Below are 23493 nucleotides of genomic sequence, written 5' to 3'. Positions count from 1 at the left end.
AAAAAGACCTCTAATAGATTAGAGGTCTTTTTTTATATCTAAAATTATTGTCCAAAAATACTTATGACAAACAAAGTTTTTAGCAAAGATTCTAGGTAGAAATCTTTTTATACTTCATACGTTTAGGACTGGCGTCATCACCCATGGTCTTTTTGCGATAGGTTTCAAACTCAGAATAGTTGCCATCGAACCAAATAGGGCCTTCTTCTTCGAATGCCAAAATATGGGTCGCGATACGGTCAAGGAACCAGCGATCATGCGACACCACCATTACCGTACCGGGGAATACTTGAATGGCATCCTCTAGCGCACGTAAGGTTTCGATATCCAAATCGTTTGATGGCTCATCAAGGAGCAAGACGTTAGCGCCCTGTTTTAGTGTCTTAGCAAGTTGTAAACGGTTACGCTCACCACCTGATAATTGACCGACGTGCTTTTGTTGGTCTGAACCTTTAAAGTTAAAACGGCCAATATAAGCGCGGCTTGGGGTTTCATAGTCGCCTACTTTGATGATATCTAGGCCGTCAGAGACTTCTTCCCAAACGGTCTTTTTGTCATCTAAGTTATCACGTACCTGTCCGACATAAGCGACTTTGACACTTTCACCCAAATCGACTGAGCCGGTATCTGGCGTATCACGTTCGGTAATCATGTTAAATAGCGTGGTTTTACCCGCACCGTTTGGACCGATAATGCCAACGATAGCGCCCGCTGGGACATTAAAGCTGAGGTTTTCATACAGCAGACGATCGCCAAACGATTTAGAGATATCGTTGACTTCGATGACTTTATTACCCAAGCGAGGGCCTGGTGGAATATAAATCTCAGAGGTCTCATTACGCTGCTGGAACTCTTTTGAGTTCAATTCCTCAAAACGCTGCACGCGTGATTTTGACTTGGCTTGCTGACCTTTTTGGTTTTTACGAATCCACTCAAGCTCTTTTTTCAGCGCTTTAGCAAACGATTCTTCTTGTTTATTTTGCTGCTCTAGACGGACGTTCTTTTGCTCGAGCCACTCAGTATAGTTGCCTTCGTACGGATAGCCATGGCCACGGTCAAGCTCCAAAATCCACTGAGCGACATTATCCAAGAAATAACGGTCATGGGTAATGGCGACGATGGTACCGCTGTAGTTCTGGAGGAACTGCTCAAGCCAAGCAACCGATTCAGCGTCCAAATGGTTGGTCGGTTCGTCAAGTAACAGCATATCAGGGCGTGATAACAGCAGACGGCAAAGTGCCACACGGCGTTTTTCACCACCTGATAGTTTGCTAACGTCCGCATCCCATGGTGGTAGACGCAAAGCATCAGCGGCTTTTTCTAGTTGAGTATTTAAATTATGCGCATCCCATGCTTGAATGATATCTTCCATCTTGCCTTGTTCTTCGGCAAGCTTATCAAAGTCGGCATCAGGTTCAGCATATTCGGCATAAATGGCGTCAAGACGTGACAGCGCATCTAAAGCTTCACGCATACCATCTTCGACGTTGCCACGGACGTCTTTGCTATCATCAAGCTGTGGTTCTTGCGGTAGGTAGCCAATTTTGGTACCCGTTTGCGCGCGCGCTTCACCGCTAAAATCTTTATCCACGCCCGCCATAATGCGTAGCAAAGTTGATTTACCCGCACCGTTGATACCTAGCACACCAATCTTGGCGCCAGGGAAAAATGACAGGTTGATATTCTTTAAAATTTCACGCTTAGGCGGAACAAGTTTTGACACGTTGTTCATCGTGTAGATATATTGAGCCATTAACACTCCAATAGACTGCATAGACGAGACGTGCAAACCAGACTTAGCAATCATGCCAAATGGACTGCGCCTCAAAAATCAGGGTTATAAATTGTTTACCATTATCGCATTGTGGCGCAACCCCTGCAAGCTAACGGACTGTTTTACCTGTCTTTATATGCCTTTTAACTTTTTTTGCAGGCTTTTTACGCTTAGCTGTCTGTTTTAGTAGCTTTCTCTGCCAATACCTTTATGCGAAATCACGCCTTACAAAGTCATGTCGTGACGTTTGAATTAAAGTAAGGCTATTAACATTCGCCCTATCTAGCCTTACGGTAAATGACTAGAAAATCCATTTAAAAAAGCTCACAATAAGTGCAATAAAAGGTTAAAACTGTGCAGATTATGCATATGACAGCTATTTAATAACTAATGCTTAAATAATCAATATTCAAGAATAGCCAGTTTATCAACCGCTAGGAATAATTATAAATATCAATAATTGGAGAATTTTTATGAGTAATAACGACAAACAGAATCTAGATATCGTTCACAATGAGCAAGCCAAACGTTTTGAAACGTCAATCGACGGTCATACTGGCTATATCAGCTATCAAGAGCGCGGCGATCAACTGGTATACGACCATACCATCGTGCCACAAGAATTGGGTGGTCGCGGTGTTGGGTCTGCACTGGTTAAGCATGCTTTAAACTACGCGCAGGATAATAATAAAAAAGTGGTGCCACAGTGCTCGTTTGTCGCCTCATATATTGATAAAAACCCTGAATATAAAGGGTTGCTTTAAGCTTAACAAAACAAGCCAATGATAGATAAAGCTTTATAGTAGTAACTATGCTATAAAAGCCTTATCTTGGTTTAAGCGCTAAAACGTACGACTACCCTCCTATTTATCTGACGATAATTATTATATTTTTGCTTGCAATGATGTAATAAAGACAATCAGAATTAGGTGGGTTTTTTGTCCTATGTGCTTTTTGTCATGACATTGGGCAAGAGAAGATATGTAAAGTGAAATAAAAACCCGCAAACCGCTAACCCTCCCTAATAATAATAAAGGATATCACCATGAGTAGTTTATCTAACCAACAAATCGACTTACAATTGGAAGACTTGGCTGGCTGGCGGCGCGACGGCAATAGTATCGTCAAAAGCTATCATTTCAGCGATTTTATTGAAGCGATGAGCTTTATGAATCAAGCCGCTTTTTATGCCGAAGCGCTCGAACATCACCCTGAATGGAGTAATACTTATAACGTTGTTGATGTCCGCCTGACCACGCACGATACGGGTGGTATCACAAGCCTAGATATTCGCCTTGCAAAACGTATGGAACATATTATCCAGCCTAAAACTTTCTAGAACCGTATAAGACGTTTGGTACTAAAAGTAATCAAAATAGTCAAATTTTAGCCATAAAAAAAGTCCTCAATCGAGGACTTTTTCTTATTACCAATATGGAAAATTACGACCTAAGCAGTCACTGTTCTCTATTACATACGGCGACTAACAAATGCGACAATGAATAGAATCACAGCAATGGCTAGTAGGATATAAGCAAAGTTTGCCGATAGACCAGCGACACCGCCAAAGCCTAAGAAACTTGCAATCAATGCGATTACCGCAAAAATAATGGCCCAACGAAACATAATATTCTCCTCAAATTATGGTTAGAAACTAGATATACAGCTAGCAATTTTGGTTATTAATAAACTATTTATCAATCAACCGTTTTACCACTGCACTCTTTTCTTCCTGAAAGTCTTCTTTTTGTTTTGATACAACTTATTACTGCGTACGAATATAGATTAGCAATGATTTTCTCTAAAGAACGTTCATTTTGGTAATAATGTCGATAGGTTATGTAAACTTTGTAGCAACTCTTACCATTTTTAAGTTTTTACTTGGCTTTTCAAGACTTATGTGTAGAGATAGTGAATAGTTACTTAAATTCGCTTATTTTTATGACAAAATCTGCTATAAACCTAGATTGGCTACTTTCTGCAGATTACATATCTAACGTCAGTTGCATAATGAATAAAAACAGCTATTTAGCAATAATCGCTATTTAATAAGGAAAATAACTATGAATACGGAAAACTCAAACGAAACAGCGGCATCAAAACAAGCATCAACAAATCAAGAGCCTGCAAACCCTAGTGAGAAGCGTCCTTACGCGGTAGTCTTGTACGGTGCAACCAGTTTTGTGGGTCAGATTACGGCGCATTATTTAACAGAATTTTTATCGAACGCTAAAGATAAAAATGACGAGAATGTCACGTGGGCGATAGCGGGCCGTGACGAAGAAAAGCTCAATGAGCTACAGTCTAAGCTTGCCAGCAAAGTCGATATTATCATTGCTGATAGTAACGATGCGGCTAGCCTCGATAAGATGACCAAACAAGCCCAAGTTATTATCTCAACCGTTGGCCCTTACCTAAAATACGGCGAGCCATTGATTAAATCTTGCGCTAATAATGGTACCGATTATGTCGATCTGACTGGCGAAGCGATATTCATCAAAGATATGATGGATAAATATCAGGACGCCGCCAAGCAAAGCGGCGCGCGTATCGTCAACTCATGTGGTTTTGACTCTATTCCGTCGGATTTGGGCGTCTATTTTACCCAGCAGCAAGCACAAGAAAAATTCGGTAGCGCTTGTGATGTGATTCATATGCGCGTCAAAGCGGCAAAAGGTGGTTTATCTGGCGGCACGATTGCGTCGATGGCGACAATTTTTGAAGAAGTTGGTCAAGACAAATCACGCCGTAAGCAAGTGGCAAATCCTTATCTGCTCAACGATGACAAAGATGCACCAAACGTGCGCCAAGATAATGTCAGCAAGCCAGAATACGATGAAGAGCACAAACGCTGGCTGGCACCATTTGTCATGGCCAGCATCAATACCCGCATTGTCCATCGCAGTAACCAGCTGCTTGGTTATGAATATGGTCGCGACTTTAAGTATGACGAAGCGATGTGGATGAAAGACGGCGTAAAAGGTAAATTATCAAGCTACGCGATGAGCGCAGGCTTAATGGGTTTTGCCACGGCGATGATGATTAAACCAAGTCGCGAGCTGTTATCTAAACATGTGCTGCCTAAATCTGGCTCAGGTCCTTCTAAAGAAGAGCAAGAAAACGGCTATTTTGATATTCGTCTGTTTGGTGAAACTGCTAATAACGACACCATTAATACCAAGGTAACTGGCGATAAAGACCCTGGTTACGGCAGCACCTCGCGTATGTTGTCGCAAGCAGCTTTATGTCTCGCGCAAGATATCAGTAAAGACGATGTCGGCGGTGGTTTTTGGACGCCTGCTTCGGCGATGGGTGATCGCTTAATGGAACGTTTAGAAGAACATTCTGGTCTCAGCTTTGAAGTAGTAGAAGATTAATAGTAACTATAGCTAAGATTAAAACAAGATTTAGCTCATTGAGTATGACTTTAACTAAGCCAGTAACGACCGCTTCTTGGTAGCAAGAGGCGGTTTTTTTATTGCTTATATTCTTTACCTTGTTGCTCATTACATTTTAGACAAATGTTAATAAACGATAAAAGCGTATTTCTTTGGTAAACGATGTTGCCCCTTTGCCCTTTTTCAATACATTAAGCTACACATTTCCAGACTAATGTCACAGCCATATTGCTATAACTCACGTAGGATTAAACAGGTTATGGCACGGATTTTATAGACCAAGCCTAAGTTCAACAAGCCCAAAGAAACATATTAACAATAACTACATTAATAACAACTAAGAGGGAATGACTATGAAATTAAATGTATTAACAGCCGCAGTTTTGACATCCGGTGTCGCCATGTTTGCGAGTACCGCCAACGCTGGTATGACGACTGATAACCATGGTAACGTTGGTTATGACAGCTACGATGAATGTGTCATGGCGGTCAAAGATGGTTCGGCAAAATTTTATACGCCTTATACTTACCAAAAACCAAAAATGCAGGCAGGCGAAGCGTCGATTAAAAAGATGCGTTTGTCTGAGGTCATGATTCCTCAAGCCGTGGTCAATAGTAATAATTTACAAGCCAGTGATTATTCAGCCGGTGCTTGTGATTTGGGCGTTGGACAGTCAAACGGCCGCTATGGTGTCTCAGGTCCTTTAGTGGGTAAATACGTACCTATCGCTGCTGATATGCCCGTCAACGTCTATATGGACAAAGCCGGTAATCCGGTACGTCTCAGCATGCAGCAGTGCGATAACCACTTTGGCGCCAAATTCCCCACCCCTGTTGTCAGCGACGCTAAAGAAACTGAAGCGCCAGCGCCAGAACCTCAAGTTGCCATCACTGAAGAGCGCAGTATGGAGCCAGTCGTTGTCGAAACTACCCGCGTTATCCGCCCTGCTAAGTATCGTGTAAAAGAAGTCATCATTGCGCCAGAAGACCAAATTAAACGGGTGAATACCGCAAGCGGTACGGCAATTGCGGTAGAAGATGGAGCTAATCGCGCCGTCATCGTTGGTGAAGAAGCAGATAGTAGCGTCCTTGAAGATACCGAAATCAGCCAAACCTTTCCTGTGATTCGCGTGCCGGACAATAATACCCAGCAACGCGTGGTCGATCCAAGAACTGGTAAATATGTGATCGTTGAATAGAATGTTGATAATTGAGTATTAACCATACAGTCTTTAAAATTAGAAAGGAAAGCAAAAAAGACATTTTGCTTTCCTTTTGTCGAGCCTGACAATAACGCTACAATAGTTGCACAAACTCACTTACAAACACCGCTCTGTGAGAGTTTTAATCGATGCGCTACTGAACCCATGCTTATTTAGTTGCTATTCTCCTATTAGATTTTTATCACTGACCCAGTTCAGCTTATAAAACTCTTTAACCAAATCAATCATGATAATCGTTCAATGGTTATCATGATTTTATTTTGTCTATAGTTTTAATGTTAGATATATTAAATATATAAATGCGAAATACTAAATGAATTGGTATAGCAATTTTATTTTATACAACAATACTCAATATAAGCGTCAAGTTTAAAACTCCTTAAACTGACATTATAAGATTGTAAATTAAGGAATGGATTAATGAAAAAAAGTACTCTATCTTTATCGTTACTTATGGGCGCAGCGCTCACTATCCCAAGTTTGGCTATGGCAGCCCCTACTGCTAGCGAAGCAGTAGAAGATGCAGCCACTGCAACCACCCTCGAAGCTGAAGGCACTCCTACAAATGAAGCCGCAGCCGATCACTCTAATCCATTTCAGTTAAGCGAAACTCAAACGATCAAAAGAGCACAGGTTAATAATCTTGCTAGCCAACAGCCAATGACTACTGAGCTACAAGCTGAGCAAGCGACAATTCAAAATACCATGCAAGAAGACATGCAGGCACAACAAGCCGCAATACAAAATCCAGAAGCAGCAATGCAGCAACAAGCCATGCAAGATGATGAAGCAGCGATGCAACAACAAGATTTGCAGCAAGCTATGCTAGATGAAGAAGCAGCCCTACAAGAAGAAGCGTTATCAGAAAACGAAGAAGATGCCGAGCCAACGCAAGCGCTATAAAACATAAATAGCGAAATCAATTTTAAAGAGAATCCTCCAATATATTCTCAATAAAAAAGGCAGCCAGATGGCTGCCTTTTTTGGTTAATCTTTATGATAAATATTATTTTTTAGTTTTAGTAACGCCAGCTTCCTGCAACAGCGCGCCAAGCGTGCCTATTTTATTAGGTGCTTCTTTATGAGATGCGCCTGCTTTCTCCACTCTAGGTGCTTTACGACGGTTGTTGGCATTATCTTTATCTTGACGATTGCCACGTGGTTTTGACGAACGCTTATCAGCCGCTGGACGACTATCACTTGGACGGTTGCTACGTGGACGATTGGTTTTATTCTCATTACCCGTACCTTCTGCAGTTGACTTCGCAGCTGAGCGTACGGGTTTTTCAGATTCAGGCTTCATACTAAAGCCGATACGGCCGCGTTTTTCGTCGATAGAAATCACACGTACCGAGACGATATCACCAGGTTTGACGCGGTTCATCGGGTCAGCGACGAAATCATTGGCCATTTGTGAGATATGCACAAGGCCATCTTGGTGGACGCCGACATCAACGAAGCAACCAAAGGCTGTCACGTTGGTAACAACACCTTCAAGCTGCATGCCCTCGCTTAAGTCTTTAATACTATTAACGTCTTCACGGAAGTTAGCCGTTTTAAACTCAGGGCGCGGATCACGTGCAGGCTTGGCAAGCTCTTCGATGATGGCTTTGACACTGATATTATCATCATTAGCAGCGAGCGCAGTGGTATCGATGCTGTTTAACACGCCATCGTTACCGATAACTTCTGGTAATGCTTTACCCGTCTGCTCAAGTAAGCTGTCAACCAACGCATAGCTTTCTGGATGCACACCTGTCGCATCAAGGGGATTGCTACCGCCGTGCACACGTAAGAAACCTGCCGCTTGCTCAAAGGTTTTTACCCCTAAGCGTGGGACGTTCTTTAATGCTTCACGGCTATCAAAGGCGCCGTGCTCTTTACGATAGGTGACGATTTGCTGGGCGACATTTTTATTCAAACCAGCAATATGCGCCAAGATAGCAGGACTTGCTGTATTTACATCAACACCAACGGCGTTCACGCTGTCTTGCGTGACTTTATCTAAACTATCTGCCAACTGGGTTTGGTTGACATCATGCTGATATTGACCAACGCCTATCGCTTTTGGGTCAACCTTAACTAGCTCTGATAGCGGATCTTGCAAGCGGCGGGCGATAGAAACCGCACCGCGTACCGAGACATCTAAATTGGCAAGCTCGTCGCTGGCAAGCTCACTCGCCGAATAAACTGACGCGCCTGACTCATTAACGATTACGGCTTTGGCTTTTAACTCAGCGTTGGCAGCCAAAATCTCTTTAATCATCGCGTCTGTTTCGCGGCTCGCGGTACCGTTGCCGATAGCGACCAAATCTACATTATAAGTACTTAATAATTCATCGATGACTTTTTTGGCTTCATCCATCTTATTATCAGGAGCGAATGGATAAACGGTTGCGACGACAGGCTTTTCTTCGCTATCTAGCATGACATGGCCTTGGGCATCGACAATCGCCATTTTGACGCCATGACGAATACCAGGATCGACACCTAAAATCACTTTACGGCCGGCAGGCGCTGACATGAGTAAATGCTGTAAGTTATTGGCAAATACATCAATCGCATCGGCTTCAGCGGTCAGACGTTTTTCTGTCAATAAACGATGCTCGATATGCGGACGCCATTTTTCTTTCCATAAACTGGTCGCGGCTTCTGTTAAAAACTCTTGACGTTCTGCTGGCGCTTTGGCATCAATCTCAAAGTGCTTAACGATTTTTTCAATAAATGGCGCGTCTTCGCCTTCGATTTTAAGACCTAAAACGTTTTCTTGGCGACCGCGCAGCATCGCTAATAAACGATGATTCGGCAGACGCGCAAGGCTTTCACTATGTTCAAAGTAATCTTTGAACTTCTCACCAACTTCGCGTTTTTCTTCACTGGCGACGCTCGATACGATACTCGCCGTTTTCGCAAAGCCACTGCGTAGATTATCGAGTAAGTCTAACGCTTGCGTCCATTCATCAACGATGATGGCTTGTACGCCTGCCAATTGCTTGTCGATATCGCTGAAGTCGACTTCAATCTCATTACCACTATCATCGGTAATGCTAGATTGGACTTGATAGTCGGCAAGTGCTGCTGTCGGCGTAATCTCTTGCGTTAAGACCGCTTGTGCTGCCACATCAAGACCGGCGGCACGTGCTTTAGCAGCCGGCGAACGGCGACGTGGACGGTATGGCAAGTAGATGTCTTCAAGCTCAAGTTTCGATGTCGCATTATCAATACGCGTCTGCAGCTCGTCAGTCAAATTACCCTGCGTGCTTAGCAGCTCGGTAATTTTAAGGCGACGGGTTGCCATATCACGCTCATAATTGAGCGACTTCTCTAAAGCTCGCAGCTGCGCATCGTCAAGATTCTGCGTCTTTTCTTTACGGTAACGGGCAATAAAGGGAACGGTCGCGCCTTCATCGTAAAGTTTGACAAACGCATTGACTTGAGCAGTCTTAATGCCAAGCGCGCGAGCAAGCTTGTCGTGAATATTCGCGTGTGTGGTTGCATCCAAAACCTGTGCATTTGTCGAGGTTTGAGATGGCGTTAAGGTATCAGTGCTACTCATAGACGTATCAATCGTTGAGAAATGTAGTTTTGCATTATAGCAAAAGCTGCATGAATAAAAATCCTTTTTATCTTTTCGTTATTTATCACCTGTTTTCTGGCAAAAATCGTCTGATATTGTCCGTTCTTGCGCCCTGTTAAACAAACGCATACAGCATTTAGCATTATCATTGATGCAATTATTACAGCAATCTTATACACTAAAGTCTTAATCGTACAAATATTGCAGTTTACTACTGTACTGAACACTAGTTTGTTATACTTATTGATTTTTAGCAATCGATGGAATGATTCCTAGCTAGTAACACTAATATTGTTACCTTTATGGACGCTTTTTTGAATTCTATTTTTATTAACAAAGATATTAACCCTTGTATTTTTAATCACAATTTCTACCAATAATAATTTTTATAAGAGGATGACTGTATGACAGATAATAACAGCCCTGACACCTTAAACCAGCGTATTTTGGTCGTTGATGACGATGCACGCTTGCGCTCTTTATTGCAGCGTTTTCTAGAAGACGATGGTTTTGTCGTTCGTACCGCTCATGATGGCAATCAAATGGACAAATTGATGCAGCGTGAGCTGTTCTCATTGGTGGTATTGGATTTGATGCTGCCAGGCGAAGACGGTATTAGTATCTGTAAGCGTTTGCGTGAAGATAATGGCGATATACCGATCATCATGCTGACGGCCAAAGGTGGCGATGCCGATCGTATCGCTGGCCTTGAAGCCGGTGCTGATGACTATTTGCCAAAGCCATTTAACCCAAAAGAGTTGCTCGCTCGTATCAAGGCGGTGCTGCGTCGTCAAAATCGTGAACTGCCGGGTGCGCCAAGCCATCAACTTGAAGTGGTTGAGTTTGGACCATGGACGCTTGATTTATCGACCCGTACCCTGAAACGTGATGGCAATGTGGTTACTTTAACAACCGGTGAATTCTCGGTATTAAAAGCCTTGGTGCAGCATCCGCGTGAGCCGTTGACGCGTGATAAATTGATGAACCTTGCTCGCGGCCGTGAATGGGGCGCGATGGAGCGTTCTATCGATGTGCAAGTATCACGTTTGCGCCGCCTGATTGAGGATAATCCGTCACAGGCGCGTTATATCCAAACCGTTTGGGGCGTCGGCTATGTATTCGTACCCGATGAAGCAGAAGTTGAAGCCGCTAAAAGTGAATAGCTTTAGCATTCAGTGTTGATACTATTTAATGCTATAGAAATTAATGCAATAAAAAAGCCCTGCACATTGATTGCAGGGCTTTTTTATTGTTCTAACTATTGGTTTAACGCTAAATATTTAGTACGTAAGCCTAACGTAATTGACTGTCCTTACTACCGCGGCGATTAAATAACTCGGTCGCCCTTGCTTCTTTTTCAAGCTCAGACTGACAGCTAACACAGTGCTGCACACCCGGTACCGCTATGCGCCGCGCTTCTGGAATGGGATTGCCACACTCATCACAAAACTCAGCGCTTTCACCGGTCGGCAGTGAGCGCCGTGCGCGTTCTAACGCATCGTTAACCGTTGCATCCATTTGCTCATGTTCTGCTCCATCTCTTGACCAGCCACCTGCCATAATCGTATCCTATTTTTTATTAATGCTATTTAGGTCTTAATTGATAAAAGTCTTTAATAACAAATAGATGGGTCTACATAACGTTTATTTCAATAAATAAGCGGTTTTATCAATGATAAAAATAGCTATGAAATTATTGCTCAATAGAACTGTAGATGACGATTAGTCTTTTGGTTGCAGCTCAACCACTTGACCGCGTACGCCGATGCTTTCATCACTCATCAAAAACACATAACCGCCCATAATATCTTCTGGCGTTTTCAGGCTCATCGGATTTTCACCCGGAAAAGCATGAGCACGCATATTGGTACGGGTGCCGCCGGGGTTGATGCAATTGAAGCGTAAATTGGTGGTATTTTGCGTCTCTTGGGTAAATATATCACTCATGCCTTCTACCGCTTGCTTGGACAGTGCATAGGCACCCCAAAACGCGCGCGGATGGGTGCCAACGCTACTAGAAGTAAAGACGATAGAACCATGGGCGGCATCTTTAAGCAGCGGCAGTAGCGCTTGGGTGAGCATAAAGGTGGAAGTAAAGTTGACCTTCATCACTTGAGCAAACATATCGACATCGTACATCTCAAGCGGTGTCAAAGCACCTAGCATGCCAGCGTTGTGCAATACCCCATCGAGCTGTCCGACTTCTTTTGCTATCAAATTCTCTAGCGTTTGCATCTCAGCATAAGTCGCACCTTCGAGATTCATCGGTAGCATGGCAGGCTGCTTGCCGCCAAAGCTTTCGATTTCATCATAAACGTATTCAAGTTTGCTACTGGTACGACCCAACAGTAACACCGTCGCACCGTAACGCGCATAGGTCAAGGCGGCAACACGGCCGATACCATCACCAGCACCCGTGACCAAAATTGTTTTACCATCTAAGCAGTTATCAGGCGGTATAAAATTACGAATAGCGTCGTGCGATACAGATGGTACAGCGTTTTGCGCAACTGCTTGATTGGCTTGCTGCGGCGTAGGCGGATTAGTATTGTCACTCATGGCATTACTCACTGCTTATTATTTGATGATTTAATAGGTAGGTTGCTTATTAGCTATCTTGATGAATGGCTTATTTGCTTTATAAGTAGTTATTTTATAAATAGTCAAACTTACCTGAAGCAAGTAAAAGCTTACTCAACTCTTTAGGGCTATCGGTAATGTAGTCAGCACCCCATTTCTTTAAGTTTTTTTGATCTTCAGGCGGGATATAACCATAGGCAGCTAAAATGGTTGTCATACCAGCGGCGTTGCCCGCTTCGATATCGCGTATATGGTCGCCAATATAAAGTACGCTTTCAGCAGCGCCGCGCGGGATAGCGAGTTTTTCCAACGCCATATACATCGGCTCTGGATCTGGCTTAGAGCGTGATACATCATCAGGACAGACCAGTACCGAGCAGCGCTCATCTAACTGCATTGTTTCTAGCAAAAGCTCTGCTAAATAGCGCGGCTTATTGGTGACAATTCCCCACGGCACGCCTTTATCCTCTAAGGTGCGCAGTACTTCTTCAAGCTCGCTAAAAACACAGCTATCGACGCATATATCGGCTTCATAATCGTCTAAAAACTGCTGACGAAACTCAAGCAATGTCTCTTCACTAACCTCAAGTTGGCCGTTATGACGCAGCATCAAGCGTACCATCGACGAAGCGCCTGCGGAAACTTGCTCACGAATCTCAGCTTCAGGTGGTGCTTGCCAATCATTCTCGCCGCTCATTTTACCAATAATCCGGACGAAATCGGCGGCAGTGTCGATTAACGTCCCATCAAGGTCGAACAAGACAGCTTTTACAAATTGACTCATAACAGGCGCTCTTAATATTAATTTAAAACATGGATTTAAAAATTGGTTAAAAAGGAATACTCATAAAAAAAATTTACGTCAGTGGTTTTTGTACCGCCATCATATAATTGACATCGACGTTTTGCGCCAACCAGTAGCGTTTGGTCAACGGATTATAATGCAGCCCAATCATATCTTGACGGCTGAAACCCGTATTAATTGCCATTTTATCCAATTCGGCTGGGGTGATAAATTTGGCGTAATCATGGGTGCCGCGATCAAGTAGGCGCAATACATACTCAGCGCCAACGATGGCAAATAAGTAGGACTTAGGGTTGCGGTTAATGGTCGAGAGCACGCAAACGCCGCCTGGCGCTAGTAGCTTAAAACACGCCTCAACGATGGCAGTTGAGTCTGGTACATGCTCGAGCATCTCCATACAAGTCACCACATCGAACTGGCCGGCATGGGTTTCAGCCAATTGTTCAATCGGAATGTGCTGATAACGCAAGGTATTATCTAAATTGCTTTGCTCAGCATGCAAGGCCGCCGCTTTGAGATTTTCTGTGCCAAGGTCAATACCAGTAACATCAGCGCCGCGTCGCGCCATTGATTCTGACAAGATACCGCCGCCGCAACCGACATCAAGAACTTTTTTACCCGCCAAGCCCAACTCTGCGATTTTACTGCTATCGGCACTCTTAAAGCCGTGCTTGACGTTGCCTTCTATCCAATTAAGGCGTAGCGGATTGATTTCGTGTAAGGTGGCAAAGGCGCCGGTTTTATTCCACCACTCGCTCGCCAAATTGTTGAATTTTTCTACTTCGCTGGCATCGACATTAATCGCCGTGTTTTGATTGAATTCGTTAGCAGCATTATTACTATTGCTCATATTGTCAGTAGGATTGTTTTGTTGATGATTCACAAGCTGCGCAGAAGGTAAAACTTGGCTCATAGGATTTTTCCTTTATTGGCATTATAGTTATTATCGGGAAGTATGATGCTACGCTCAATATTAGCATGAGAGCAGCAACTTTGTCGTGAGTACATCGTCACCGTTTGTGAAACGCGCAAATTATAGTCTTATGAGTCAGTTATTCTTATATTGAAAAAATTTGGCTTAACGACTTTGGATTGACGATCGGGCTGAAATTCAAGGTATAAAATAAGCGCAAAACCATAAGTAAGATACCTTAAATAATAGCTCACAGCTTTACAACCGTTAGTTAAGAATCGGGTTCACAACTATGGGCATTTTACGCTATTATAGGCAGTAGTCTATAAAAGGGTGATTTAGGCGACGCATTGCCGCTTAAACTTGTGAGACCTCTATACAAATGCGCTAAATGACTGCTGAATCGAACCTTCTGAAACAATTATTCTGAATCTCGACACCTCAAGGAAAAAGTATGAAACGTATCATCGCATTGACTGGTTTGGCTTGTGCTATTGGGTTTGCCAATATGGGCGCACAAGCTGCCAATTATGTCGCAGGAAAAGACTACCGCGTGCTAGACAACCCAGAAAAAATCAGCGGTGATGCTATCATTGTGCGTGAATTCTTTTGGTATGGCTGCCCGCATTGTAACGTCCTCAATCCACATATGGAAAAATGGGCCAAAACCAAAGACAAAGACGTGGCATTTTTCAAAACCCCAGCCGCGCTAAACCCTGTTTGGGAAGCCAGCGCCCGTGGTTTCTACGCCGCGCAATTACTAGGCTATGAAGACAAAACCCATGACGCCCTATTTGATGCTGTGCATAAAGACGGCAAACAGTTATTTGACCAAGCATCACTGAGCAAATGGTACGCATCTAAAGGGGTGAATGAAAAGAAATTCAATAGTCTTTATAACTCATTTGCCGTTGGCACAAAAATTGGTCGCTCACAGGCAGGTGCTAAGCGTTATCAACTTTCAGGCGTACCAGCAGTAGTCGTCCATGGTAAGTATGTGGTGACTGGTGAAAGCGCCACTGTTCCTAAAGTGGTTGATTATCTCGTTGATAAAGTACGTGCCGAGAAAAAATAATTTAAGATGTGTAAATTATTAAGAAAATGAACGTTTATAAAAATGCAAAAAGCCAATCTTTAACGATTGGCTTTTTTATAGGTCATGGTTTATAAATTAATATAAGCATTATTATTAATTAGCTTTTCAGCTGCGACAATATCGCCACTTCACGAATATAACTGGCCAAATCTTCTTTAGACTCCGCCATCAATTCATCGTCTTGTGTATGTTTGGCATATTCAATCCATAGCAGCAACTGATACAAACTATTACGCTCAGAGGCTTTGTATTGTTTTACAAACTGCTTTAGCGTGCCTTCATCATTGATGTTTAAGCGCTCAATCCAGCTTTCGATTTTAGAAATCTGCTCTTTTGGAAAAAAAGCATCGAACAAGGCTTTAACCAATTCATGGCGGTTTTCTTCACTGATGAGTTTACCGACCCGTTTGGTTTGACGATTGCGCGCATTGGCACTGGTAATATCAGCAAGCGCCATCAGCTCTGCCATAAAATAATCACTTGCCGGCAGTTTTTTAAGCTGCTTTTTCGATAAGCTGGCAAGCGGTATCGACAATGCCTGTAAGCGCTCATGAGCTTTTTTGAGCTCTGTGCGCGAGACGCGCATATCTTGTTCTGACCAGTCAATCATAAAAGCTTTCCATTTTTCGAGATAGTAAATAATAGAGTTTATTGCGTCTTGCTGATTATATTGCTTAAGCATTCATCGTAGCTAATAACCATTAATAATTAGCATTACTAACCTTGCCTTACCAACGATGTTTTTCGCGGTGCTTAGCGGTAACGCTCAAACCTTCGGGCAGATTGGTAGTCAATTTATCTTGCAAATGCTTGGTAATAAATACTGAGCGATGCTTGCCACCGGTGCAGCCAATGGCAACCGTTACCGTATGACGGTTGTTGTGTAAAAAATCTGGCAACCAGCGCGTCAAAAATGTAGCGATATCGTCAGTCATCTCTGCCACCTCTGGATAATCAGCAAAAAATTCAGCAACTTCCGCATCAAGCCCTGTCGCAGCGCGCAGTTTTGGGTTCCAATGCGGATTGGGCAAAATGCGCACATCAAAGACAAAGTCGGCATCGATTGGGCTGCCGTATTTAAAACCAAAGGATAACAGGTTAATGGCGATTTGATTGTCAGCGCCAACATAATCGCGCAGGCGCTCTTTTAGCTGATGAATATTTAGCATACTGGTATCAATTTTAAGATCCGCACGCCTAAATATCGGCTGTAAAAGCTGGTTTTCTTTTTCAATTGCCGCTGGTAAATTATCAGTGGTATTTTCTATACCTTTGCTATCTTGCACCATCAAAGGATGAATGCGGCGGGTGGCATTAAAGCGCGCCACCAAGATATCCTCTTGCGCCGTCACATAAATGACGGTGAGCGCCTCTTCGCCATACGTCCGCTTTAACGTATCGTGTATTTCGGCAAAATTGGACAAATCGGCACGCGGAGTGCGAATATCGACCCCAAGGGCGACGCGCTTAATCCCGCTATCACAAACCAGCTTTTGCGCCGCCTCAGGAACCAATGACAAAGGCATATTATCAATAGAATAATAGCCCAAATCCTCTAGGATATTGAGTACGGAGGTTTTGCCCGAGCCTGAGCGCCCTGACACCACCAAGATACTTAAACCATCTTTATGTGTCTGTGTCTGCTCGTTATTTGATTTGGCGTGCTCATTGTCCTTAGTTGTACTCATGATCCGTCATCCTTATACATTGCGTCTAGCCACTCCCGCGCTCATGACGGCAGTGTTACCGTCACTAGCTGATTGTCTAACAAGCGTGCACGGCCCAACCAAGCAGCAACTAAAATCACCAAATCTTGCTGACTTCCAGCGAAAGTTGTCGATTTTTCATCTATCTCTAAAGCATCAAGCTGCGCCGTTTTGACTTCTAAATAATCAATGATAAAACCTGCGGCAGTGATACGCGCGCTAGCCGCTGCTAATAAATGCTCAAGCCCTCGTTCGATATATGCGCCATTCATTAGCTGGTCGGCTAAGCGCTGTAATTCTTGATGAAGCATGGGAGCGATATTGCGCTCAGTTTCAGTTAAATACTGATTGCGCGAAGACAAAGCTAAACCATCAGCCGCTCGTACGATAGGTGCGCCAATGATTTTAATCGGATAACTTAAATCACGCACCAACTGCTGAATAATGGCCAACTGCTGATAGTCTTTTTGCCCAAACACAGCGACATTGGGCTGGACGATATTAAAGAGCTTTGAGACGACAATGCCAACGCCATCAAAATGACTTGGACGCGATTGGCCACATAACTGGCTGGTGATTGCGCCTGCTCGAACGGACGTTGGTGGCGGTAATACCGGATACATCTCATCAATACTGGGCGCAAATACGTAATCGGCAGCAACAGTAGTAAGTTTGGCAACGTCCTCATCTAACGTCCGAGGATAGCTATCAAAGTCTTCACCGACGCCAAATTGGGTAGGATTGACGAAAATACTCACCACCACAATATCGGCATGTTGTTTGGCAAGTTTAACCAACTCAAGATGACCGTCATGCAGATTGCCCATCGTTGGCACTAACGCAATACGCTGCTTGCCATTTTGCTGACCACGATAAGGGTTTAAGGCGTTACGCAACGCTGCGATGTGATGATAAATAATGGACATGGTTAATACGTTTTATCCTGACAGCTTGTTCTACTGATAATGGTCAAATCATTAAATCAAATACGGCTTACTTTAATACGATTTACTTTAATACGGCTAGCTAAATTGGTGCTGCTCAGTGGGAAAACTGCCGTCACGTACCGACTGCTGATACAGCGCAAAAGCCCCTTCAATACTACCTGCGCTATTACGCTCGTCAGTTAAAAAGTCATGGACAAAGCGCGGTACGCGGCCGTGCACCATGCCCAGCATGTCATGCATGACAAGGACTTGACCATCAGTAGCAGCACCAGCGCCAATCCCAATAACCGGCACAGCTACGGCTTCTGTAACTGCCTTCGCAAGCTCAGCGGGTACACACTCTAATACCAAAAGCGCTGCACCCGCCTCGACGACCGCTTTAGCATCAGTCAGCAGTTTTTCGGCTGCTGCATCACCGCGACCTTGTATTTTATAACCACCAAAGACATTGACAGACTGCGGCGTCAGTCCTAAATGCACACAAGTCGGCGTACCTGCTTGCGCCAAGGTTTTGACCAAATCGCAAAGCTCACTACCGCCTTCAATCTTAATCACGTGCGCGCCCGCCTGCATCAGCTTGCGGCTATTGGCCACCGCATCTGGGAGCGTCACATAACTCATAAACGGCAAATCCGCTAAAATCAACGCATGCTTATTACTACGGGCGATATTGGTTGTATGATAAGCCATATCATCAACGCTGACAGGCAAGGTTGAATCATGACCCTGTACTACCATGCCCAAACTATCACCAATCAAAATCGTATCGATTTGCGCGTTGTCCATCATACGCGCAAACATGGCGTCATAGCAGGTCAGACAGGTGAATTTAACACCGTCTTTTTTAAATTTATTTAAAGTAGATAAGGTTGTCATATGACCCTCAATGCGGTTAACTATTTATAGCTTTTGATATTTTAATAAAATGCACAGCCACTATCGTAGCATCCAACTTATTCATAATTCTACAGAGGCACTAAAGAGGCATTAATTCAGTTTTAATAGCTTTAGCCCCGTCCAATCGTCACTGGACGCATAATCCGTTATTGGTTTGTTTAAAATGATTAACTCTGGCGCCAACTCTCGCAGCGGCAGTAGGACGAAATTGCGCTCATGTAAGCCTGCGTGCGGTATCGTTAATTGCGGCTCTGAGATTTTGATATCCCCATACAATAAAATATCGACATCGAGGCTGCGCTCACCCCAGCGGCGCAAACGGGCGCGTTTGGCTTGTTGTTCTAGCGCTTGGCAAAATGCAAGCAGCTCAAACGCAGTTAAGGTAGTCTCAAAACCTACCACCGCATTGACAAAGTCAGGCTGATCTTGCGGTCCCATCGGCGCCGAAGCGTAGAAAGAAGACACTCGTACCGCTCGTATCTGCTTATTTTCTTGCATAGCTACGATGGCTTGCTGTAAATGCTCTACCGGCGAACCTAGCTCGTTTTCTAGATTGCTGCCTAAACCAACATAACAGGTAACCCAACTTATATCGTTACTACTTTTATTGGCATTGCTAGTTTCAAGGTGGCTGTTCATAGTTTTCACTGTGCTTTAGTGCTTTAAAATCGGCTTGTAAGCCTAACCGTTGCTAACGCTTGGCTGACGGCGGCGGCGTTTTGATGGAACCGGCCCTTTTTGCTCATTCATCTTGCTAGCGGCTGTTCGATTCTGAGCTTGAGTAGTCTGTTTCTTAATATTCTGTTTGGTTGCAGCAGCTTTTTTAGCAACAGACGGTGTATCCTCAGCAAAATATGATGCAGCTTTAGGCACTTTTTTCTCATACTTGGCCGTATTTACTACTTGCTCTTTATCGCTAGCTGGTTTTGCCGTTACGTTAAGCAAGTGATCAGCGTTATTTTTACTGTCAGTATTACTATTTTCCGCTATCGCAGTAGGTTGACGACGGCGACGTTTATACGGTATCGGCTCGTTATTTATGCTGACAAGCGCTGGCGTTTGGGCGACAGTACGCTTAGTATGGACATTAGTAGCAGCATTAGTATTGGCCGTTGTAGATAAAGCTGACTGGTCAAAATCGGCTTTGCTAGCAGCAGACTTGGTATCGACTGGTTTTGCTTTTGCATCCTGCTGCTGCGCTTGCTTATCAGCGTTGGCAGAGCTGTCAGATTGGCGTGCAACCCCTAATTTCTTAGATGACGTATTTTCAGCTTTTGGGCTTTGCTGCACAGGCGCTTGCTTTGATTTAGCATTAGATTTTGGCTGATCATCCGTTGGCAATTGCTTGCGTAATGGCGGAACCACTTTTTCATGCTCGATGACAAATAACGGTACAGGCTTGGCATCGTGGCGCTTATTTGCCGTTTGCTTGCCAGTATTCGCCAGGGATAACTGCTGCAATTGCGCCAGCTCATTATTATCTTGTGCTGCTTGCTGCTTATCATAGCCCTTATGATGACTATTATTGCTGGCACTATGACTGCCATTGTTATTAGCCTGCTGAGTAGACTGGCTGGCAGCGCGGCGGCGGCGCGGCGGCACGTTTGAGGCATCATTAGCCTGCTTGCTATGGGCGTTACCGTCTACATTATTTTGTTGATTGTTTTCTATGTGATTTACCTTATCATGGTTTGATGTGTTTAAAGCTTGCGGCTTTTGACGATTACGCCCGCGACCACGCTGCCCTTGTTTATAGGCACCACGACGGATATTCTCATCAAAATCATCAATCGCTTGATCTTGCTGCTGTTCGGTCAGGGTTTGATAGGTTTGCCACCACTCGCCCATGCCATTGGTCGACTCTGAAAGCGGATGTTCGGCATCACCGCACTGCTCACGCAATAGCAAGAAATCAAAACCGGCGCGGAAACGAGGATGCTCAGACAACTGGATAATTTGTTTGCTGCGCGGCGCCGCCAATTTTGGCTGTAATATCCAAATATCACGGATAAATTGTTCGGCAAATTTTGGAATGGCGGTCTTGATACGCTGACGGTCGATGACTTTGCCCGCTGCGTGCAGTTGCGCGTCAGCAAAAGGCATATTGCGTTTTTTGGCTTTTTCCAATTGATGAAGATAGTTTTCCCACAATAACGCGGCATAAAAGAAGGCAGGATTGATACTTTTACCAGCGGCGATACGTTTGTCGGTATTGATAGCGACTTGTTTGACCAAGGCACTTGGCTCAGCAGGCGGATAAATTACTAAACTGTCAATCGCGCCCGACTCAAACAATAACGGCAGTAGCGGCACTAAATAGCCACCGGTAAACATTTTTTGCGTTTCATCATAAAGACGATGCGGAGAAATTTGCTCCAGCAGCGCCCAATTGTCATCATGAAACTGGGCGGCGAGTTCGCTATCAAAATCAAAACCAAGCTTGGCTTTAAAACGCAGGGCACGCAGCAACCTGACCGGATCTTCTTCGATACGCGTCGGTGCATGACCCAATAGACGAATAACTTTATTATCGATATCTTCAAGCGCGCCGCAAAAATCATGTACCACGCCTTTGAGCGGTTGATAATAAAGGGCATTGATAGAAAAGTCACGACGGGCAAAGTCTTGTTTGATATCGCCCCAGACATTGTCGCGCAGAATCATCCCGTCTTGATTGGTATTAGAATTATTCAGTGGTGGTCCACGAAAGGTCGCCACTTCAATAAGTTCGCGCCCAGAGTAGACATGCGCCAATTGAAAGCGGCGACCGATAATACGGCAACGCTTGCCAAAGACGTCTTTAATCTCATGAGGTTTGGCATCAGTGACCGCGTCAAAGTCTTTTGGACGCAGGCCTAGCAAAGTATCGCGCACGCCGCCACCGACGATATAGGCATCAAACCCAGCTCGGGTTAGGGTGGCTATCACTTCGGTAATGGAATTGGGTAATTCAGATTTATTCAGTTCTAACTGCTTGGCGGCACGCTCGGCCATGCATCTACTCCTCGCCTTTATTCTTAACCACCCCGACGAACACAGCGTCTATCAGGCGGATGTACCCGCTAGTTTAACAAATTTTGACCATGGTGGGTGTGTTATGACATTTACTTACATGCTATTTTGTCAATATGGGGGTTAAATAATACAAAATAAAGCGCTTAATCTTGTACGCTTAAACGCTGGCGATTTCTCTCAACCGTTTTTGCGCCGATGCCTTTGACTTTCGTTAATTCTTCGACCGTTTTAAAGCCGCCAAACATCTCGCGATATAAAATAATCGCCTGCGCTTTACTGCTGCCAATACCGTTTAATGCCACCAGCTCGGCTTCTGTGGCGCGATTGATATTAATTCTAGTCTGCGTGCGCACTTGGCTTTGTGCTGCTTCTTGCGTCAATAGATAATGATAAGCGCTTTTAGCATTATCAAAACATGGTGCGGCAAGGGCAGGATGAGACAGCATCACCATGATAGAAAATATGCCTACTAAAAAAACGGCGGCATTTTTAAATAAATTAGCATGCTGCCATTTAATAAATAGGCTTTTATTAGTCGCGTTCATGCTGTTTCGCCGCTTCCCATAACGCATCCATCTCATTGATATCGCTATCTTCTAAACGCTTGCCAGCAGCCGCTAATTGCTCTTCTATATAACCAAAGCGTGATTTAAATTTATGTACACAGGTTAATGTTGCAGTTTCAGCATCGAGGTCGAGTTTACGGGCGACATTGACCAAGGCAAACATGCAATCGCCAAGCTCCCTTTCAATCTCTCTGATATTGGTTTTGATTTCAACTTGGGGCTTATCTAAAATCTCGGCCTTTAGCTCGGCAATTTCTTCATCGAGTTTATCAAATGCGCCGCTGACCCCTTCCCAATCAAACCCCAATTTTGACGCTTGTTTTTGCACTTCCTGCGCTTGCATCAACGCACTACCTGCCTTGGTATTATCCAAACGACGCTTCGGCTTGCCACGTGCGGCGCGAGCTTGGTCTTCCTGTGCTTTAATCTCATCCCAGCGACCTTTTACCGCAGCGTCGTCTTGTAGCGTTTCGGCTTCAAAGACATGCGGATGGCGGCGAATAAGCTTTTCTTGCAACGTGGTAATCACATCGCTAATATCAAAGCGCCCTTGCTCTGCGTACATCTGACAATGAAACACCACTTGCAAAAGCACATCGCCAAGCTCGCCCTTGATATCTTCGTCATCATCGCTTTGAACCGCTTCGCCGAGCTCATAGGCTTCTTCAATCGCGTACGGAATGAGGCTATGATTGCTTTGCTTTTTATCCCACGGACAATCTGCGCGCAGCCGTGCCATTAACTTTAATAAATCGTCTAACTCGCCAGTTGCTACTGGCGTTCCTTGTACAGGGTTGGGCGGCGTAATAGAAGTTAACGTTTGGTTGTTTAAGTCACTCATAAAATACTCTTATATTTTTTATCTTAGAAACGGATAATTATAAAAATGCTCACATAAAGTACCACTACGGCTTTATGACTCATTTGGTAGTTAGTGTATCATTGAACGCTTATTGACTTATAATCCTGTTATCACTCCCTCATTTTTTACTACGC

Annotated in this window: 22 protein-coding genes; 7 read left to right on the top strand and 15 right to left on the bottom strand. The window is 44.1% G+C overall.

Annotated elements, in window-relative coordinates; translation table 11 throughout:
• Nucleotides 1-91 precede the first annotated feature (91 nt).
• The gene (ettA, locus tag JFC07_RS01820) at nt 92-1753 is read right to left on the bottom strand and encodes an energy-dependent translational throttle protein EttA (RefSeq protein WP_198327959.1); all 1662 of its coding nucleotides are present in this window, start codon (nt 1751-1753) and stop codon (nt 92-94) included.
• A 494-nt stretch (nt 1754-2247) separates the two neighbouring features.
• Between ettA and JFC07_RS01815 the strand changes: the two genes are divergently transcribed.
• The gene (locus tag JFC07_RS01815; protein WP_198327958.1) at nt 2248-2538 is read left to right on the top strand and encodes a GNAT family N-acetyltransferase; all 291 of its coding nucleotides are present in this window, start codon (nt 2248-2250) and stop codon (nt 2536-2538) included.
• A 281-nt stretch (nt 2539-2819) separates the two neighbouring features.
• Nucleotides 2820-3113, top strand: a complete 294-nt coding sequence (locus JFC07_RS01810) for a 4a-hydroxytetrahydrobiopterin dehydratase (protein WP_068407727.1) — start codon at nt 2820-2822, stop codon at nt 3111-3113.
• A gap of 131 nt (nt 3114-3244) precedes the next feature.
• Here the strand turns inward: JFC07_RS01810 and JFC07_RS01805 are convergent, their stop codons facing one another.
• Nucleotides 3245-3400, bottom strand: a complete 156-nt coding sequence (locus JFC07_RS01805; RefSeq protein WP_068407724.1) for a DUF1328 domain-containing protein — start codon at nt 3398-3400, stop codon at nt 3245-3247.
• Between the two features lie 437 nt (nt 3401-3837).
• Between JFC07_RS01805 and JFC07_RS01800 the strand changes: the two genes are divergently transcribed.
• From JFC07_RS01800 to JFC07_RS01790, 3 genes are all read left to right on the top strand, one after another.
• Nucleotides 3838-5151: a saccharopine dehydrogenase family protein gene (locus JFC07_RS01800; RefSeq protein WP_198327957.1), complete on the top strand. Its 1314-nt coding sequence runs from the start codon at nt 3838-3840 to the stop codon at nt 5149-5151.
• 374 nt (nt 5152-5525) lie between these two features.
• Complete coding sequence (locus JFC07_RS01795; RefSeq protein WP_198327956.1) at nt 5526-6371, top strand: hypothetical protein; 846 nt, start codon at nt 5526-5528, stop codon at nt 6369-6371.
• A gap of 444 nt (nt 6372-6815) precedes the next feature.
• Nucleotides 6816-7298 (top strand): hypothetical protein, encoded by a 483-nt coding sequence (locus JFC07_RS01790; RefSeq protein ID WP_198327955.1) that lies wholly within the window; start codon nt 6816-6818, stop codon nt 7296-7298.
• 103 nt (nt 7299-7401) lie between these two features.
• Here the strand turns inward: JFC07_RS01790 and JFC07_RS01785 are convergent, their stop codons facing one another.
• Complete coding sequence (locus tag JFC07_RS01785) at nt 7402-9951, bottom strand: Tex family protein (RefSeq protein ID WP_198327954.1); 2550 nt, start codon at nt 9949-9951, stop codon at nt 7402-7404.
• Between the two features lie 425 nt (nt 9952-10376).
• On the opposite strand from JFC07_RS01785, the gene ompR reads away from it, so the two are divergent.
• On the top strand, nt 10377-11135 hold the full coding sequence (ompR, locus tag JFC07_RS01780) for an osmolarity response regulator transcription factor OmpR (protein WP_068407795.1): 759 nt from the start codon (nt 10377-10379) through the stop codon (nt 11133-11135).
• Between the two features lie 130 nt (nt 11136-11265).
• Here ompR and JFC07_RS01775 read toward each other — a convergent pair whose 3' ends face one another.
• The 4 genes from JFC07_RS01775 to ubiG all read right to left on the bottom strand — a co-directional run bounded on the left by JFC07_RS01775 (nt 11266) and on the right by ubiG (nt 14270).
• Nucleotides 11266-11532: a DksA/TraR family C4-type zinc finger protein gene (locus JFC07_RS01775; protein WP_198327953.1), complete on the bottom strand. Its 267-nt coding sequence runs from the start codon at nt 11530-11532 to the stop codon at nt 11266-11268.
• A 162-nt stretch (nt 11533-11694) separates the two neighbouring features.
• The gene (locus tag JFC07_RS01770; protein WP_227678260.1) at nt 11695-12531 is read right to left on the bottom strand and encodes a YciK family oxidoreductase; all 837 of its coding nucleotides are present in this window, start codon (nt 12529-12531) and stop codon (nt 11695-11697) included.
• A 94-nt stretch (nt 12532-12625) separates the two neighbouring features.
• A complete protein-coding gene (locus tag JFC07_RS01765; protein WP_198327952.1) occupies nt 12626-13336 on the bottom strand; it encodes an HAD family hydrolase in 711 nt (236 codons plus the stop codon).
• Between the two features lie 73 nt (nt 13337-13409).
• Nucleotides 13410-14270 (bottom strand): bifunctional 2-polyprenyl-6-hydroxyphenol methylase/3-demethylubiquinol 3-O-methyltransferase UbiG, encoded by an 861-nt coding sequence (gene ubiG / locus JFC07_RS01760; protein WP_198327951.1) that lies wholly within the window; start codon nt 14268-14270, stop codon nt 13410-13412.
• Nucleotides 14271-14724: 454 nt separating this feature from the next.
• On the opposite strand from ubiG, the gene JFC07_RS01755 reads away from it, so the two are divergent.
• A complete protein-coding gene (locus JFC07_RS01755; protein WP_068407799.1) occupies nt 14725-15345 on the top strand; it encodes a thiol:disulfide interchange protein DsbA/DsbL in 621 nt (206 codons plus the stop codon).
• Nucleotides 15346-15463: 118 nt separating this feature from the next.
• Here JFC07_RS01755 and yjgA read toward each other — a convergent pair whose 3' ends face one another.
• The 8 genes from yjgA to mazG form a co-directional block, all read right to left on the bottom strand.
• Complete coding sequence (yjgA, locus tag JFC07_RS01750) at nt 15464-15976, bottom strand: ribosome biogenesis factor YjgA (RefSeq protein ID WP_198327950.1); 513 nt, start codon at nt 15974-15976, stop codon at nt 15464-15466.
• A gap of 118 nt (nt 15977-16094) precedes the next feature.
• Nucleotides 16095-17054 carry an RNase adapter RapZ gene (gene rapZ, locus JFC07_RS01745; RefSeq protein WP_198327949.1) on the bottom strand — a complete coding sequence of 320 codons (960 nt, stop codon included), beginning with the start codon at nt 17052-17054 and terminating at the stop codon, nt 16095-16097.
• A gap of 41 nt (nt 17055-17095) precedes the next feature.
• Nucleotides 17096-17998 (bottom strand): pantoate--beta-alanine ligase, encoded by a 903-nt coding sequence (gene panC, locus JFC07_RS01740; RefSeq protein WP_198327948.1) that lies wholly within the window; start codon nt 17996-17998, stop codon nt 17096-17098.
• A 96-nt stretch (nt 17999-18094) separates the two neighbouring features.
• Entirely contained in the window at nt 18095-18895 is an 801-nt protein-coding gene (panB, locus tag JFC07_RS01735; RefSeq protein WP_198327947.1) for a 3-methyl-2-oxobutanoate hydroxymethyltransferase, read from the bottom strand.
• 111 nt (nt 18896-19006) lie between these two features.
• Nucleotides 19007-19555, bottom strand: a complete 549-nt coding sequence (folK, locus tag JFC07_RS01730; RefSeq protein WP_198327946.1) for a 2-amino-4-hydroxy-6-hydroxymethyldihydropteridine diphosphokinase — start codon at nt 19553-19555, stop codon at nt 19007-19009.
• A gap of 42 nt (nt 19556-19597) precedes the next feature.
• Nucleotides 19598-21910, bottom strand: a complete 2313-nt coding sequence (pcnB, locus tag JFC07_RS01725) for a polynucleotide adenylyltransferase PcnB (protein ID WP_198327945.1) — start codon at nt 21908-21910, stop codon at nt 19598-19600.
• Nucleotides 21911-22074: 164 nt separating this feature from the next.
• A complete protein-coding gene (locus JFC07_RS01720; RefSeq protein WP_198327944.1) occupies nt 22075-22476 on the bottom strand; it encodes a ComEA family DNA-binding protein in 402 nt (133 codons plus the stop codon).
• Nucleotides 22463-23338, bottom strand: a complete 876-nt coding sequence (mazG, locus tag JFC07_RS01715; protein WP_198327943.1) for a nucleoside triphosphate pyrophosphohydrolase — start codon at nt 23336-23338, stop codon at nt 22463-22465. Before mazG ends, JFC07_RS01720 begins: the two co-directional genes overlap by 14 nt.
• Nucleotides 23339-23493 lie beyond the last annotated feature (155 nt).

Origin of the sequence: Psychrobacter faecalis (assembly GCF_016107575.1) — a bacterium.
Classification (GTDB): domain Bacteria; phylum Pseudomonadota; class Gammaproteobacteria; order Pseudomonadales; family Moraxellaceae; genus Psychrobacter; species Psychrobacter faecalis.
The sequence above is the reverse complement of the archived record's forward strand: the minus strand, read 5'-3'. Positions and strand labels throughout refer to the sequence as shown.